The sequence below is a fragment of the Sphingomonas kyungheensis genome (genome assembly GCF_037120395.1).
In the GTDB taxonomy this organism is placed as follows: domain Bacteria; phylum Pseudomonadota; class Alphaproteobacteria; order Sphingomonadales; family Sphingomonadaceae; genus Sphingomonas; species Sphingomonas kyungheensis.
The window spans coordinates 627,940-644,141 of record NZ_JBBBDM010000003.1 but is presented as its reverse complement, the minus strand read 5'-3'; the positions used below and the strand labels follow the sequence as shown (position 1 = coordinate 644,141).

At 68.7% G+C, this 16,202-nt stretch carries 10 protein-coding genes; 2 read left to right on the top strand and 8 right to left on the bottom strand.

From position 1 onward, the window contains the following. Positions 1-9 precede the first annotated feature (9 nt). From V8201_RS10745 to V8201_RS10715, 7 genes are all read right to left on the bottom strand, one after another. Complete coding sequence (locus V8201_RS10745) at positions 10-825, bottom strand: MBL fold metallo-hydrolase (RefSeq protein WP_336545277.1); 816 nt, start codon at positions 823-825, stop codon at positions 10-12. Further along, positions 816-1,811 (bottom strand): Gfo/Idh/MocA family protein, encoded by a 996-nt coding sequence (locus tag V8201_RS10740; protein WP_336545276.1) that lies wholly within the window; start codon positions 1,809-1,811, stop codon positions 816-818. The genes V8201_RS10745 and V8201_RS10740 overlap by 10 nt, the downstream gene beginning before the upstream one ends. Then, complete coding sequence (locus V8201_RS10735) at positions 1,811-2,923, bottom strand: class I SAM-dependent methyltransferase (RefSeq protein ID WP_336545275.1); 1,113 nt, start codon at positions 2,921-2,923, stop codon at positions 1,811-1,813. Before V8201_RS10735 ends, V8201_RS10740 begins: the two co-directional genes overlap by 1 nt. Next, positions 2,920-3,843 carry an HD domain-containing protein gene (locus V8201_RS10730; RefSeq protein ID WP_336545307.1) on the bottom strand — a complete coding sequence of 308 codons (924 nt, stop codon included), beginning with the start codon at positions 3,841-3,843 and terminating at the stop codon, positions 2,920-2,922. The genes V8201_RS10735 and V8201_RS10730 overlap by 4 nt, the downstream gene beginning before the upstream one ends. Before the next feature lie 5 nt (positions 3,844-3,848). Then, positions 3,849-5,030, bottom strand: coding sequence for an inositol-3-phosphate synthase (locus tag V8201_RS10725; protein WP_037533705.1), 1,182 nt, complete (start codon positions 5,028-5,030; stop codon positions 3,849-3,851). Positions 5,031-5,184: 154 nt separating this feature from the next. Further along, on the bottom strand, positions 5,185-5,931 hold the full coding sequence (locus V8201_RS10720) for a Crp/Fnr family transcriptional regulator (RefSeq protein ID WP_037533707.1): 747 nt from the start codon (positions 5,929-5,931) through the stop codon (positions 5,185-5,187). A 219-nt stretch (positions 5,932-6,150) separates the two neighbouring features. Beyond that, positions 6,151-8,349 carry a FecR domain-containing protein gene (locus tag V8201_RS10715; RefSeq protein ID WP_336545274.1) on the bottom strand — a complete coding sequence of 733 codons (2,199 nt, stop codon included), beginning with the start codon at positions 8,347-8,349 and terminating at the stop codon, positions 6,151-6,153. A gap of 248 nt (positions 8,350-8,597) precedes the next feature. Between V8201_RS10715 and V8201_RS10710 the strand changes: the two genes are divergently transcribed. Both V8201_RS10710 and V8201_RS10705 read left to right on the top strand, forming a co-directional pair. Beyond that, a complete protein-coding gene (locus V8201_RS10710; protein ID WP_336545273.1) occupies positions 8,598-10,181 on the top strand; it encodes a ShlB/FhaC/HecB family hemolysin secretion/activation protein in 1,584 nt (527 codons plus the stop codon). Continuing rightward, positions 10,181-12,469: a putative bifunctional diguanylate cyclase/phosphodiesterase gene (locus tag V8201_RS10705; RefSeq protein WP_336545272.1), complete on the top strand. Its 2,289-nt coding sequence runs from the start codon at positions 10,181-10,183 to the stop codon at positions 12,467-12,469. Before V8201_RS10710 ends, V8201_RS10705 begins: the two co-directional genes overlap by 1 nt. A 106-nt stretch (positions 12,470-12,575) precedes the next feature. Here V8201_RS10705 and V8201_RS10700 read toward each other — a convergent pair whose 3' ends face one another. Beyond that, positions 12,576-16,028: a TonB-dependent receptor gene (locus V8201_RS10700; RefSeq protein ID WP_336545271.1), complete on the bottom strand. Its 3,453-nt coding sequence runs from the start codon at positions 16,026-16,028 to the stop codon at positions 12,576-12,578. Positions 16,029-16,202 lie beyond the last annotated feature (174 nt).

Below are 16,202 nucleotides of genomic sequence, written 5' to 3'. Positions count from 1 at the left end.
GGGTCGATGTCACAGCGTCATCCTCTTTACGCCGGGCGCCCGCGCCAGCCCGTCGTCGAGCGCGCGCAGCGCCAGCGTCCGGTCGATGTCGGGGGCGAATTCGAACGGCGTCAGCACCGCGTCGAAGGCGAGCGGTTCGATTACCGCGCGGTACCGGCGCAGCTCGGCATGGGTCAGCGGAATGTCCTTGTGGAACGCCTTGTGGCTGGAGATCGCGTAACTGCGTCCCTCGCCATCCTGGTCGATCTTGAACATGTCGCCGCAGAACAGCCGCCGGCCGGGGGCATCGTAGAGGCAGGCCTGCCCCTCATAATGGCCGCCGACGTGATGGAGGGTATAGCCCGGCGCGAGTTCGAGCAGGTCGTCGAACGGGGCGGTGACGCGGAACGCCTTGGTCATGCGCAGATCGTCGCGCTGGATCGCGACGATCGCCGGATCAAAGCGGCGTTGCAGCTGGAACAGGGCGCCATAGCCGTGCGCGTGGCTGGCCGACAGACAGGCGATGCCGCCCAGGGCGGCGATCTGCTCCAGCATCGCGTCCGAATAATAAGGCGCCGCCTCGAAGGCGATGTTGCCGCCGTCCCGCACGATCAGCCAGCCGGTACCGGCGAGGCCGAGCGCGGGACGGGTGGTGAATGCCCACAGCCCCGGCGCGACCTCGCGGCCGCCGCCGTCATGCGTCGCGGCGACCTCCGCCTCGGGCAGGAAGTGCCAGCCGTCCTCGGGCAGGTCGTTGCGCACGTCGCTGCACACCGGGCAGTCGGGCGGGGCGAAATGATGCTGCCAGAAGCCGCAATTGGCGCAGGCGAACCAGCTCAAAGCCATAATCGGGCCTTTCCATAGGCGCTGTCGAACAGCCGCATCAGCGCGAGGTCGCGCGTCATCGAGAAGTCGTGCGGCGCGCCCGATGCCGCCCGCATGAACGCCTTAGCCTGGGCCGTGAAGGGCGACGTCGCGGCATCGAAGGCGATCGGCGTCTCGTCGCCGGTCGTCGCGCAGCGCCGCACCAGCGTGCCACCCGCGGTCTGCCCCATCGTGTCGGTGGCGACGAGCAGACCACGCTCGCCGAGCACCTCCAGCCGGCGGCGCGGCAGGACCTCGGCGCAATTGTAGGCGACGTGGCTCTGGAAGAGCACGCCGCTCGCCGTCACCCCGGTCAACATGCCGCCGTCGTCGACCGGATAGGCGTGGATCCGCCGTTGCAGCGCGATCGACAGCCGCACCAGCGGCTCGTCGAGCAGGCGCTGGCACAGATCGAGGCCGTGCAGCGCCAGATCGATCACCGCGCCGCCGCCCGCGCGCACCGGATCGGCGCGCCAATTGTCATGCGCCCCGCCGTCGGGCGTCCAGGCCGGATCGACCCAGCAAGCGTAGACGATCCGCACCGCGACCGGCCGCCCGATCCCATCCTCGGCGATCACGCGCGCGAGCGCGTCGTGCGCGGGATGGTGACGCTGATCGAAGGCGGTGCCGTAGAGCATGTCGCCCGACACCGCCGCCGCCATCGCCTCCGCCTGATCGAGCGTCGCGGCGATCGGCTTCTCGCACAACACCGGCACGCCCGCCGCGGCGCAGGCGCGCACCGGATCGAGATGCGCGTCGTTCGGCGTCGCGACATAGACGAGGTCGCAGGCGCCCGCGGCGAGCATCTCCGCCACGCCGTCGAACACCGCCAGACCCTGCGCCTCCGCGCGCGCTCGAGCGGTGGGCGACGGGTCGGCAATGGCGGTGACCCGGCCGCCGGCCGCGGCGATGCCGGGCGCCATATAGTCGCGTGCCACCCAGCCATATCCGGCGATGCCCCAGCGCATCACCAGCGCTCCGGCAGATCGACGAGCCGGCGCAGCCGGGCGGCGTCGGGGGTCGGTACAGCCGCATCCGGCTGCGCCCACAGGCAGCCCTCGCCATATTCGTCGCGATAGCGATCGGACGGCCACACCGCCCCATGCGGACCCAGTAACGGGTTGGGGCGCAGCGTCGCGCCGGGGAGCGGCATCGCCAGGCCGGCGTCGACGGGGCGGGCGGGGGCGTCGCCGTGCCGCTCGACCAGCGACCAGGCCTCGACGCCCGTATCTGCTACCCACCCGACCGGGCCCGGCGCGGTCCGTCGCATCAGCGCGTCGAGCAGGGTGCGTTCATCGTACACGATCGCGTCGGCGAAGATCGTTTGCCATGCGTCCGCGCGTCGCGCCGGTCCCTTGGCGCCGCCGGCATAGTCGAGATTGTGGAGATGGCTGATCGCCAGCACGCCGCCCGGTGCGACCGCGGCGCGCAGGCTGTCCGCCACGCGCGGCTGATCGGGCAGGAAATAGAAGGCGTCGTGACAGGTGACGAGATCGAAGCGCGCATCGGCGATCGGCCACGGCGCCGCCGCATCGAACACGACGTAATCGGCCGCCGGCGCTACCCAGTTCTTGGCGAGCCAGCATTTGGCGAACACGACGTCGGCGCCGGTGCACGCGACCCCGCGGGCGGTCAATTCGCGGAGGTAATGGCCGATACCGCAGGCGAGTTCGAAGGCGGTGGCGGGGGCCTGCCAATGCGCTTCCACCAGCGCGAGGCCGGCGAGATAGGTCGGATCGCTCCAGCGATAGGCGAAATAATCCGCCACCGGCCCCAGCCGCAGCAAGGCCATCGCCTCGCGCAGCGTCAGCTCGTCGCGTCGGCGGACCAGTTGCTTGAGCTCGCCGAGGTCGGTCGCCGGGCCGGTCCACCAATCGTCCTGATCGGTCAGCAGCGCGACGAGCGCATCGTCCGGACAGCCGGCATCGAGATGGTCGAGCGCGACCGAGACCAGCCCCTCGCTGTCGGTGCGCAAATAGGCGATGCCGTCGACGACCGGCCAGCGCTCGCCCGGCGCGGTCAGCGAGTGGGGGCTGTCCGCGACGAGCGCGCGGCCGGTGACGGGCGAACGATAGCTCACGCCAGACCTGCGTCCGCCAGGATGCGGTCGTGAAACGCCTTGACCGGGCCATCGTGGACGAGCCCGTACTCATCGAGCACGATCCCCATCGACAGGCGCGCGGCGCGCATATGCTGTTCGATCTCGAGGACGCGATCGAGCACGTCCGCGACGTGGAAGGCGCGCGCCTCCGGCGTCTGGTCGCCGGCGATCGGCGCCAGCGCCTCGCGTATCGTCTCGGCCAGCGCCGGGTTGGCCGCGGCGAGTTCGTCGAGGCTGGCCTCTCGCGCCCGCTCGATCACCGCCTCCAGCAAATCACCGAGCAGCATCTCGCCGGAGTAACCGCTGTCCGGCATGTCGGCATTGTGCAGGTGATGCGCCATGCCGGCGAGGAAGACGCGCACCGGATCGGCGCCGTGCCACGGGCTCGCCAGCACGCCGTAGACCGCGACCATCAGGCAGTGTTCGGCATGGTTCTCGGCCGGCTGCAAAACGATGCGCGGTGCGCCGGGGCAGGTCACGCCGGCGCGCGGCTGGCGCGCCAGCTTGCCGACGAAGGCCGGCGTGGCGCCCGGCGTCGGCCTGCCCTGCGTTAAGGCCCGACGCAGCCGCGCGCGCAGCGACGGATCGAGATCCGCCGTCATCGCGTCGAAGGCGCGGGCCAGCACGTCGACCGCGCCGTCTCCCGCGCCGAGCGCTTGCAACGCGGCCAGATCGAGGTCGCCCAGCCGCGACGATACCAGCGCCGCGCCGACGACCTGCGCCATCACCTGTGCCGGGGCGTCGCCGCGGACCAGTGCGGCCCAGCCGGAGACGAACAGGCGCTCGGCGATCGATCCCGGCGCCGTGGCAGAATGAATCCGCTTCAGGTCGCCGAGTTCGCGGAAGAGGGGGAGGGCGGCCGGCGAGAGCCTATCCGCCCCCGCCGCGTCCGCCGCCATCAGGCTCACGCGCGCGTGCCGTTCAACCAGGTGTCGAGGATCAGCTGCTGTTCGGGCACGCCGTGCACCGGATCACCCGCGCCCTGCGTCTGCGGCAGCTTGAAGAACAGGCCCATCTGTTCCTGCACGCCGCCCTCGCCGCGCTGCTGCGCGAGGTCGAGGCAGCGCGCGATCTCGATCGCGAGCGGCGCCGCCAGGATCGAGTCCTTGCAGAGGAAGTTGAGCTTGAGCTGCATCTTCTGGCCCATGAAGCCGGTCAGGTCGATATTGTCCCACGCTTCCTTGTCGTCGCCGCGCGGCCGGTAATAATGGATCATCACGATATGATCCTCGACCGGATAGCCGAGGATGGAGTTGAGCACGCTGCCCTTGGTGCCGAGCTTCGATTGCAGCGACTTGGGATCGTCGAGCGCGAGACCGTCCGAATTGCCGAGGATGTTGGTCGAGAACCAGCCGTCGACATGCAACGCGCGGTCGCGCAGCGCCGGGGCGATCACCGTCTTCATGAATGTCTGGCCGGTCTTCCCGTCCTTGCCGGCGATCGGCACGTTGCGCTCCGCCGCAAGGGCGGCGAGCGGCGCGACGTCTGCCGCGACCGAGGGCGTGAAATTCGCGTAGGGCGTGCCCGCGTCGATCGCCGCATAGGCGTAGAGCATCGCCGGACTGATCGCGGCATCGTCGGTATCGAGCCCGCGCTCAAACCCCTCGAGCGATTGCAGCGCCGCCTCCGCGAAGTCCGGCACGCGCTCGGTCGAGGCGAGGTTGACGACGACCACCCGGTCGAGCTGGCGGTCCGCGGCGAAGCGCTTGAGATCGTCCTGGATCTGGCGAACCGCCGCCCGATGACCGCTGGCCAGCTTGTTGCCGCCGTCGATATTCGCGCAATAGCCGGTCGAGCCGGCCGCTTTCCAGGCGCGCATGTCGTTGAGCGCGGAGGCGCCGTCGGCGAGCTCTTTCTCACCGATCACACCGTGGCGCAGCGCCAGCGTGCCGAGCGTTTCCTCGGACAGGTCCCAGCCGCCAAATTCGAGATCGCGATAGGCGATCATCCCGGCGATGTCGCGATGCGCGAGCGGCAGGCCGTCGAAGCTGTTCGACCCCGCCTTGATCATCTCGATCCCGGCGATCGCCGTCGTCGCCACCGCGCCGCCGACCCCGACGATCGCCACACCCAAACGTTCCGCCACTTATCGTCCCCGCCAACACCCGATCGGGCCAGTGGGGCGGAAAGGTCGGGGCGGATGCCCCCGTTCCCGCGTTTCGCGCGAACCGGAAGATATTCGGCGCTTACGATGATCTACGTCACCGAGCGGCGCTTTCGCGGTGACTTAGATCATCTTCTCACGCCGGTTCTGCGCCGACCGGCGGCAGCCAGTCGACGTCGATCTGGCTATGCCGGTCGTTGAAGTCGACCAGCGCCGCGAGCTTGTTGATATCGCTGATCCGGATCACCCGACCGACACGCGAGACGAGCCCGGTCGCCTCCAGCGCCTTGAGCGAGCGATTGACGTGGGTCTTGGTCAGACCGACCGCGTCGCCGAGATCCTTCTGCGTCAGCGGCAGTTCGAACGAACAGCCTTCGAGATTGTCGACGACGCGCAGCCGCGACCGGATGTCGAGCAGCAACGTCGCGATGCGGGTGAAGCCGTCAGTCTTGCTGATCGAGGTGAGGCGATCGGCCATCGCGACCTGTTCGGAGGAGGCAATGGCGAACATCAGCGCCCCCAGCCGCGGATGCTTGCGGAAGAGATGGCCGAACGCCTCCTTCGGCATCTGGAACAGGGTGGTGTGGCTCACCGCCTGCAGCGTGGCGGCGCTATAGCCCCAGGCGATCGAGAAGGTGGTGGTGACATCGCCGACGAAATAGAAGCGGAGGATTTGCCGATCGCCGCCCTTCATCTCGGTCGAGCCATGCAGCCAGCCGCTCGCGACGATGTACAGGCTGTCGAGCCGCTCGCCCTCGCGCACCACGACTTCCCCCGCCTTGAACGACCGCTCCCGCCGCTCCAGCGCGCGCAACGTCTCACGTTCAGAAAAGGTGAGGTCGAGATGCGTGGCGAGACGGGCTTCGAGCGGGCTAGACAGCATGGGGGCCAAACGCGGCAGATGACGAAGCTTTCCCGCCATGGCCGTTTCCCGCAACGGCGCGGCCGGAGGTGTCGCATCGGCGGATATGCAAAGCGGGTGACATCCGTTGATGGGGACAAAGCGCGCCGCTCGCCGATGCCGGCCGTGCGCCGGCCGGCTTGCGAGTCCTGGAGAACTGGCGCCGGTCGCTGTGATGGCCGACCGATGCCCGGCAGCCGCTTACGACTTGCCGGGTCCCTTCAGCTTGTCGAGCAGGGACTTTACCGCTTCCTCGGCGTCCTTGCCTGCCTTTTTGGCGGCGTCCTGGACGGCCTGAAGCGCGCTCTTGGCGGCATCGTCGGCGGCCTTCTGCGCGTCCGCGGCGTCTTTCGCCGCCTTGGCGGCGGCATCGGCGGCCGCCTTGGCGGCGTCCTGCTGCGCGGCCTTGGCCGCCTTCTCCGCATCCTTCGCCGCCTGATCCGCCTTGGCCTTGGCAGCCTCGTCGGCGGCCTTCTGCGCGTCCTTCGCCGCCTTGTCGGCGTCCTTGTCCGTCGCCGCCTTGGCCGCATCCTTCGCCGCCTTGTCGGCGGCAGCGGCGGCGGCATCGGCATTGGCCTTGGCTGCGTCGCGCGCGGCCTTGTCCGCCGCCGCCCGCGCCGCATCCTCGGCCTGTTTGAGCGCCGCGGCGGCCTGATCCGCCGCCGCCTTTTGTGCATCCTTGGCGGCGCGATCGTCGGCGGCCTTTTGGGCATCCTTGGCGGCCTTGTCGGCGGCGGCAGCGGCAGCGGCCGCATCGCGCGCCGACTGCGCCGCCGAGGCCTGCGCGGCCTGATTGGCCGCTGCGGCGGCCGCGGAGCGGGCGGCCTGGTCGGCGGCGGCCTGCGCCGCGTCGTGCGCCGCCTGTTCGGCCGCCGCGCGCTGATCGCCGGTTGCAGCCTGTGCGGCGAGTGCCGCCTGCTCCGCCGCATCGCGCGCCACCTTGTCGCTGGCGGCCTGCGCCGCGGCGAGGGCGGCGGCATCGGCGGCAGCCTTGGCGGTGGCGGCGGCGTCCTGACTGGCCTTGAGCGCCTGCGTCTGCGCGGCGGCGTTCGTAGCCTCCTGCTGCGTCTGGGCGGCGGCGGCCGCGGCGGCGGCGGCCGCGGCGGTCTGCGCGGTATCGTTCTTCGCGGCAGCCGCAGCGTCGTCCGCCGCCTTGGCCGCCGCGACGGCGGCCGCCTGCGCCTGCGCCTGCGCGGCATCGCGTGCGGCCTGTTCGGCGCTTGCCTTGGCGGCGTCTGCTGCCGCCGCGGCGGCGGCCTTGGTCGCCTGATCCGCGGCCGCCGCCGCGGCCGCCTTGGCCGCCTCGCTGCGATCCTGATCGGCCTTGGCGGCGGCGGCTTCGGCCGCGGATTGTGCGGCGGCGGCGGCGGCCGCCTGCGCGGTACGGTCGGCATCCGCCTTCGCCTTGGCAGCGGCGTCGGCCTCGGCGGCCGAACGCTGCGCCATTTCCGTCGCCTGCTCGCCGCTGCGCTGCGCGGCGTTGAGGGTGGCCGCGACCTCGACCACCTTGACGGTCGCGGTGGAGGCTTCGGTGGCGACCCGCGTCGCCTTGGCGACTTCCGCTATGTCGGCGCCGCCGCCGAGCATGCCGTCGACCAGCCCGCCCGTCGTCCCCGACAGCGAGACGGGTTGTTCGTACACGGCGGCGGTGATCGTCGGAACCGGCGCCGCGGCCGTCTCCACGACCGCGGTCGCGGCAGCCGTCGTCGTGGTGGTGGCAGCGGTCGTCGTTGCATCGGCCGTCGGCGCGGCGGTCGCTTCGGCCGGCGTGGCGGTCGAGGCGGAGGCGGCGGTCGCCGTCGGCGCGGCTTCCGCCGGCGCGGCGGGGGAGGTGATCACCTTGGTCACGCCGCCGCTCTCGACCTGCATGCGATAGCGGTTGCTCGAGGAGATCAACGCGACCGCGCCCGGCAGCACGAGATCATGCGCGCCCCCGTCGACCGTCGACACATCGACCGCGCCTTCGAGCACCTGGAGTGCCGTGCCCTGCTCGCCGACCCCGACGCTGAACGTCGTGCCTTTGACGACCGCGGCAAGATAGGGCGTCTTGACCTCGAAATGCGGCGTCATCTTCTTCTTGATCATGAAGACGACGTTGCCGAAATCCTCGAACACCCGGGTGAAGCCGCCGGCTTCCTCCTGCGCGGCGGGGAGGCGCAGCTGCGACGCGGGGGCGACCATCATATATTCCGTACCGCGGACGAGCACGGCGCGTCCCCCCTTGCCGGTGGTCACCGTATCCCCGGCGGCGACCACCAGGCCGCGGGCGCCCGCCTTGATGAGCCCGGCATGCGACACCTGCACCGGCCCGGAAGCTTCGCTGAGCGTCCATTCGCGCGGACCGGCCAAGGCCGCCGATGAACAGGTGACGGCCAGCATCACCAACAGCTTGCTACGCATTCCCAACTCCAGACCTGGGTGGCCCCTGTTCCACCCGATTTGACGCTATCTGTCCCCGCAGCTTTCGAGGACGTTGCGTGCCAAGGTAAACGGCCGCTTAGGAGCTCGCTTAAGCTAACTAAATCCAAAGACTTCTCCGGATAGGCGCAGGCATGTTCAGGGGAAGCAGGATGTCGGCGGCGGTGCGCATTTCACGTCTTATTGGTTCTATCGGAGCGGTCGTACTGGGAACGTCGGTCTCCGCGCAGGTGCGCCTCGATCAGGCGGATCCGACGATCGTCGAACAGGCGCTGCCCCGCCCGGTCGCACCACCGCCGCAGCAGCCCGCCGTCCAGGTCGACACCGCGGCGGCCGGCAAGGCAGCAGGTCCCGCGGTGACCGGCATGATCAACGCCGTGGTCATCGACGGGATCGATCCCGCGGATGCCGCGCGCTACGCACCGGCCTATCTCTCCGTCATCGGGCGTGAGCTCGATGAGGCCGAGCTCGCCGGCCTGGCCGGACGGATCGCCGACGTGGCGCGGCAGGACGGCTATCCGTTCGCCGTCGCCTCGATCGGTGCGCAGCGCGTCGAGAATGGCGTCGTCCGGGTGACGCTCGATCTCGGCAAGATCGATGCGGTGCGCGTCATCGGCGCGGCGAGTCCGCAGGCCGACGCGATCCTCAATCGCTTGCTGGTGACGGATAAGCCCGTGCGGCGCGACCAGCTCGAAAAGGCGATCCTGCTCGTCGGCGACGTGCCGGGCGTGCGCGTCGTCAACAGCCGCTACGTCCGGCAGAATGGCTTCGGCATCCTGCTCGTCACGATCAGCGTCGATCGCTTCAGCGCCTATGCGCAGCTCGACAACCGCGGCAGCGCCGAAGTCGGACCGATCCGCTCGACGATCCTCGCCAGCGCCCGCAGCCTGCTGCAATCGGGCGACGAATTTGCCTTCCTCGCAGCGCAGACGCCGGTGCAGCCGACCGAATTCGCCTTCGTCCGCGGCCGTTACAGCGCGCCGGTCGACGATGTCGGCTCGGTCCTCTCGGTGGCGGCGTCCTATGGCCGCTCGCATCCGGGGGCGTCGCTCAAGCCGCTCGATGTCATCGGCCATAGTGTCGACGTGGCGGTAGCGTACAGCCGGCCGATCGCCCGCAGCCGTGCCACCAGCCTGTCGTCGACGACTGAATTTCGCGCGGCGTCGATCGATCAGACGCTCGCCGGCCGGACGATCCGTCACGACCGGCTGGCGACGCTGACCGAATCGCTGATCGGCTTCACCGCCGCGGGGCCCGGTACGCTGCGCGGCGAGGTCGGCGTGACCGCCGGTCTGCCGCTGGCGGGGGTGACGCATCAGGGGGACGCGATGACGTCGCGGTTCGACGGCGACGCGCGTTTTGCGCTGGTCGGCTATACCGTGGACTGGACGACCAAGCTGGCCAAGCCGCTGACGCTGGTCCTCGCGTCGGCAGGGCAGCTCGCCTCGCGGCCGTTGCTGGCGACCGCGGAGATCGGCATCGGCGGCCCCGCCTTCGCCCGTGCCTATGATTATGCCGAGCGCACCGGCGACAACGGCATCATGGCATCGATGGAGATCCGCGCCGATGCCGGGCGCGTCATTCCGGGGGTGATCGAACGGCTCCAGCTGTACGGCTTCGTCGACGGCGGCAAGGTCAGCAATCTGCGCGACGGCTTCGGCGGCGGCGAGCTGTTCTCGACCGGCGCCGGCGGCCGGTTCGGGATCGGTACGGCGGACGGCATGATCGAGATCGCGCTGCCGCTCAACGCGGATCGCTTCGACACGGGCGATCGCAGCCCGCGCATTTCGCTGCGCCTGTCCAAGGGCTTCTGATGACCGTCCGAGCGCCGCGCCGATCGTCCATCGCCATCCTGATCCTTGCCGGGCTCTGTGGTGTGTTGCTGCTTCTGCCGGGGCTGGGCGGGCCGATCGATCGTGCGATCGACCCGCTGCGGCTGGCATTGCGCAGCGGCACGGCGAGCCAGAGCGTGGCGATCGTCGAGATGGATGCCGCGAGCGTCGCGGTCATCCGGAGCTGGCCGTGGCCGCGGCGTCATTATGCCACGGTGATCGACGCGCTGCGGCAGGCGGGCGCCGCCACGATCGTCTTCGACGTCGATTTCTCCTCGCCCTCCGATCCGGCCGACGATCGCGCGATGGCCGACGCGTTGCGCCGCGCCGAGGGGCAGGTCGCCCTGCCGACCTTCGCGCAAAAGGCCGGCGTCGCCGACAGCCGCAGCCTCGACGCGCTGCCCATTCCGGCGTTCCGGCCGCATGTCGCGCTGGCGTCGGTCAGCATGGCGCCCGACGCCGATGGCCTCGTCCGGTCGGTGCCGCTGGCGACGATGACCGCGGGCCTGCCGCGCCCGACGCTCTCCGCCTTCATCGCCGGCCGGTCGGGGCGCGCGGATCAGACCTTTCCCGTCGACCTGTCGATTGATCCCGGCACGATTCCGCGGCTGAGCTTCGCCGCGGTCATGCGGGGCCGGTTCGATCCGGCGGCCGTGCGCGGCAAGACCGTGTTGATCGGCACGACCGCGATCGAGATGGGCGACCGCTATGCGGTGCCGCGCTGGGGCGTGTTGCCGGGCGTCGTCATCCAGGCGCTCGCGGCCGAGACGCTGATCGCCGGCCTGCCGATGACCGGGTCGGCGGGCCTGCCGCTGCTCGCCGCGCTGCTGCTCGGGGTCGTCATTCTGTGGCGGCGGCGCACCGTCGGTCTGGTCCTGACCACCTCCGCGGCGCTGGCGGTGCTGATCGGTTCGATCCTGATCGCGCAATATCGGCTCCATGTGATCTATCCGATGGCCGGCGCCGTATGCACGATCCTGCTGGTCGCCGGCGGCTGCCTGATCCGCGACATCGTGCGCCGCTTCCGCATCCAGCGGCACACCGACGGGGAGACCGCTCTGCCCAACCGCGCCGCCTTCCTCGATCGCCGCTTCGCCGCACCGGTCGATGTCGCGGTGGTCCAAATCGGCAATCTCGACGCGATCATGGCGGTGGTCGGTCCCGACGATCTGAAAAACGCGCTGATCCGCACGGCCGAGCGGCTCAAGATCGTCAGCATCGACCAGCAGGTCTATCGGGTCCGCGGCCACCATCTCGCCTATGTGATCGGTCCCGATCAGCAGCTCGACGAGGCGATGGCAGGCCTGCGGGCGTTGCTGATGCAGCCGGTCGAGGTTGGCGGTCGCAGGATCGATATCCGCACCTGCGTCGGGACGAGCCAGGGCAGCGACCCCGACCGGTTGCTGACCGAGGCTGCACTGGCCGCGGAACAGGCAGAGGCGGCCAGCCTGTTCTGGACGCGCAGCGCCGCCCGGCACGACGATCTGGAACGCGCGCTGTCGCTGATGAGCGACCTCGACGACGCGATGACGGCGGGCCATATCGAGGTCTTCTATCAGCCGAAGCTGTCGCTCACCGTCGATGCCGTCACCAGCGTCGAGGCGCTGGTGCGCTGGCGCGACCCGGAGCGCGGCTTCATCGGCCCCGACCAGTTCATCCCGCTCGCCGAGAAATCCGGCCGTATCGAGAAGCTGACGCTCTATATCTTCGATGGCGTCCTGCACGACGCGGCCGCGTGGCGCGCGCGCGGTCATGACCTGGCCGTTGGCATCAATATCTCGGCGACCCTGCTGACTTCCCGCTCGTTCAACGATGCGATCGAGCGGCGCATCGCCGCATCGCCCGTACCGCCGGCGACGCTGATCTTCGAGGTGACGGAGTCCGCGGCGATGGACGATCCCGACGCGGCGGTGGCGGCGTTGCGGCGCTATCGTGACCTCGGCGTCGCGGTATCGATGGACGATTATGGCACCGGCCAATGTACCTTGAGCTATCTGCAGCTGCTGCCGCTCAACGAGCTCAAGATCGACCGGAGCTTCGTGCAATTCGCGCACACCAACCACCATGATGCGATCCTGGTGCGCTCGACGATCGATCTCGCCCACAGCCTCGGCCTCAAGGTCGTCGCGGAGGGGATCGAGGATGCGGAGTGCCTGCACTTCCTGCGGGCGAGCGGCTGCGACATGGCGCAGGGCTATCATATCAGCCGGCCGACCCCGTTTGCGGAGCTGATGACGTTCGTCGAACACCGGAAGGCGGCGGCCGCATAGCCGGCCGATCCGCCTCGGGGGCGTCGCGACGTAGACGACGCTCCATAAACAAAAGGGCAGCGCCGCGGCGCTGCCCTTCGCATTTTCAACGTATCGGCGCGACGGCTTAGTAATTCGCGCGCAGGATGACCGAGAACCGGCGATCGTTGGTGAAGTAGGAGCGGGGGGCCAGATCGTTGGAGCCCGCTTTATACGCCTGAAGCAGTTTCGTCGTCGTGTTGGTCAGGTTGACGCCCTGCACGCCGAGCTTGACGTATTTGGTCAGGTTGACGAACGCCGAGGCGTCAAGCTGGCCGGTCGCGTCGTTGAAGATCGACGTATAGGGGAAGATCACGTCGGCGGCGGTCAACAGGAAGCGCGAGCGCCAGTTATAGGCGGCGCGCAGCGAGATCGGCCCCATTTCGTAGAAGGCGGTGGCGTTGAAGTTATGCTTCGACAGGCCTTCGAGCGGCAGATTGCCCTTGGCGATCGTCGAGTCGGACGAGGGCGTACCGCCGTTGAGGAACGAGTTGGGCAGGCCCGAGCTGTCGATATAGGTATAGTTGCCCGCGAAGCCGAGGCCCTTGAGGAAGCCGGGCAGGAAGTCGAAGGTCTGCTGATAAGCGACCTCGAACCCCTTGATCTTGCCCTTGCCGGCATAGTTCGCCGGACCACGCGCCTGAATGTTCTGCGTGATGCCGTTGTTGGTGATCGAACGGTTGACCAGCGACTGGTAGAAGAAGCCGTCGACCGTCTTGTAGAAGGCGTCGACCGACAACTGGCCGACGCGGGCGAAATACCATTCCGCGGTGGCGTCGAACTGCCAGGCGGTGGCGGGCTTCAGATAGGGATTGCCGGCGTTGATGGTGACGGTGCCCGAACCCGGCTCCAGCGCATAGGTGACATAGGGCCGGATGTTGGCGAAGTCGGGACGCGTCAGCACCTTCGATCCCGCAAGGCGGAAGATCACGTCGCGCGACAGGCCCAGCTTGAGGTTGGCGCTCGGCAGGAAATAGCCGTAGCTGTTGGTGAAGAACGCCGGTTGCGAGGCATAGCCGTCCGTCGCGAAGTTGCGCAGGCGGTTGTATTCCGACTCGCCTAGGCTGCAGACGCCGCCGGGCTGGGTGGTCACGACCGTCCCGTCAGGCAAGGTCCGCGTCGTCGCGACGCAGCGTGTTGCATAGGGATCGACGACACCCAATTCGGTGCGGTTCGGCACCGCCGTCTGCGTCTGCGACAACACCGTGGTGTGCACGTAGCGCACGCCGACATTGCCCGAGACGCGGATGTTGCCGAACATCGGATCGTTGCTGCCGAATTGCAGCATCGCATAAGCGGCGCTGTCTTCCTGCGTCACGCGCGAGACTTCGGAGGGCAGGAACGCCGTGCCGGGGATCGCGCCGGCGCGCTGGCCCGCCGCGAGGAAGCGATTGGTCGCCGTCGCGCCGTTGGTGTTGCGCCAGATGTCGTTCTGCGTCTGGAAGAAGCTGACCGCCGAATTGTAGCCGTTGATCAGGTCGCCATTGTAATAATAGGCGCTCGGCGGTGCGTTGGTCTTGCCGCGGAAGAAGTTGTCGAAGCTGTAGAGCGACGAGCGGCTGGTGTCGCCCTGGTTGAACGTCACCGGCGCGCCTGACCAGACCTCGCTGATCGCACCCCAATTGTACGCCGTGTAGCGCACGTCCTGCGTCCGCTCGGCGTAACGGGCGCCGAACTTGATCCGGTTGAGGAACTTGCCGTCGTCGAACTTGTAGGCGAAGTCGCCCTTGATCTGATATTCCGAGCCTTCGCTATGCTCGATGTGATCCATCGCGGCACGCCAGAACTGGAAATCCCGGCTGGAGAAATACTGGCTGTCGGAGGCTGCGGCGAGCGCCGGATTGGGCGTCGCCCAATTGGCGGCGAGCGTCAGCGGCTTGTGCGGGATGACGACCGGGATATTGCCGGTCAGATCCAGCTCCGAGTCCGCGAAGGTCGAGCCGAACACGCTGAGATCGGTGACGTCGTGCTTGGCATACGTATAGTCGACGTCGAGGTTCATCGACCAATGGTCGTCCGGATTGAACTTCAGGTTGAAGCCGGCATCCTTGACGAGGTTTTCGTCATAGACCTGACGCCGCGACAGCGACTGCTGCGCACCGCCGGTCGGGACGGTGGTTGTCGCCGTGCCGCTCGACGCAGTCCGCCAGCCGGAGCCGGGCAGGGTGACGAAACCGCTCTGGAACAGGCCGTTGTTGTCATAGACGAAGTTCGGATAGGCGCCGGCATCCGGATTGTAGCCGTTGCCGCGCTGATTGGCGCCGAACTGGAACTGACCCGAGCCGTTGAGCGCGCATTCCGCGCGTGTCGTGGCGTTGCCGGCGCCGTTGAGCGGACCGTTGCCGTTCTGCTGACAGCCGGCCGGATAGGTATTGTATTCCGACAGGTCTGGCGCGGTCTCGAACGTATGCTCGCCCCACGCATTCGTGGAATGGGTACGGAGGAACTGCGCGGTGAAGGTGGCGCGCTCGTCGTTGCTCTCCCACTGGACGGCGAGCGCCTGACCATCGCGGCGGCGATCGTAATCCTGGCTGCGGAACTGGCCGCCGATCGGCGCATAGGCGAGGCCCATGGGATCGGCGAAGCCGTCCGCGCCCGCCGTACCGGCCGCGCCGCAGACGTTGGCCGGATTGGGTACCGCTTCACCGGCGGCGTTGTTGACGGTGCCGGGGATGAGGGTGAAGGCGTCGGTGGTGCCCGGCAGCTGGTTGCGGCAGGTCACGGTGGTGTTGGTACCGGTACCAGTCGCCGCTTGGACGCCGTCGCGCGTCTGATAATTGGTGACCTGGATGCCATCGGCGCGGCTGCGCAGGCGCGAGTAGGAGCCGTTGGCAAGGATGCCGAACCGGCCGAGCGGCGTGTCCCAGGTGTTGGAGATGAGCAGCGATCCGGTCGGCGCCCACTTCTTGGCGAAATCGCCGTAATTGGCCTCGATCCCGCCGCCGATGTGGAAGCCCTTGTTGTCGAACGGCTTGCGGGTGTTGAGATTGACCGTGCCGGCAAGGCCGCCCTCGATCAGATCGGCGGTCGCGTTCTTGTAGACCTCGACCGAGCCGAGCAATTCGGACGGCACGTCGGCGAAGTTGATCGCTTGGCCGCCGATGCCGGCGGAGAAGGTGTCGCGGCCGTTGAACTCGGAGCGGACGAAGTTGAGGCCGCGGACGTTGACGCCCGAGCCCTCGACCGAGAAATGGTCTGGATCGTTGTTGCCGGCGAAGCGGTTGATCGAGACGCCTGGGACGCGCTGCAACGCTTCGGTCACCGACCGGTCGGGCAAAGCGCCGATGTCCTGCGCGGTGATCGCGTCGACGACCGTATCCGAATTGCGCTTGATCGTCTGGGCGTTGGCAAGGCTCTGCCGGATGCCGGTGACGACGATGTCATTGGCGCCGGCATCGTCGGTGGCGGCGGCATCGCCGGTCTGCGGCGCGGCCGGATCGGTGCCCGGCGTATTGGGCGAGGTCGCGCTGCCCGCGGTATTCTGGCCGCTCGCCGCACCCGTCTGCGCATAGGCCGGGGCGCTCAGGGCGAACACGCACATCGCGGTGACGGATACACTGGTAAGAATTGCTTTGCTGCGAAACCGCGTCTGAACCACGCGCGCAAGCTGCCTATCGTCGGCCATCGTCTAGCATCCCCAACTTACAGTCCCTATCGATGTCTCGTCGCGGCACGCCGCGCGGCATCTTGCTGCATTGGGTACGAGCCCGGCGGC

What these genes read in the sequence shown, in the direction of transcription:
- V8201_RS10740 (WP_336545276.1), bottom strand. Translation starts at nt 1,811, where the DNA reads ATGCGCTGGGGCATCGCCGGATATGGCTGGGTGGCACGCGACTATATG.
- V8201_RS10705 (WP_336545272.1), top strand. Translation starts at nt 10,181, where the DNA reads ATGACCGTCCGAGCGCCGCGCCGATCGTCCATCGCCATCCTGATCCTT.
- V8201_RS10700 (WP_336545271.1), bottom strand. Translation starts at nt 16,028, where the DNA reads ATGTGCGTGTTCGCCCTGAGCGCCCCGGCCTATGCGCAGACGGGTGCG.
- V8201_RS10745 (WP_336545277.1), bottom strand. Translation starts at nt 825, where the DNA reads ATGGCTTTGAGCTGGTTCGCCTGCGCCAATTGCGGCTTCTGGCAGCAT.
- V8201_RS10715 (WP_336545274.1), bottom strand. Translation starts at nt 8,349, where the DNA reads ATGCGTAGCAAGCTGTTGGTGATGCTGGCCGTCACCTGTTCATCGGCG.
- V8201_RS10730 (WP_336545307.1), bottom strand. Translation starts at nt 3,843, where the DNA reads ATGGCGGCGGACGCGGCGGGGGCGGATAGGCTCTCGCCGGCCGCCCTC.
- V8201_RS10720 (WP_037533707.1), bottom strand. Translation starts at nt 5,931, where the DNA reads ATGCTGTCTAGCCCGCTCGAAGCCCGTCTCGCCACGCATCTCGACCTC.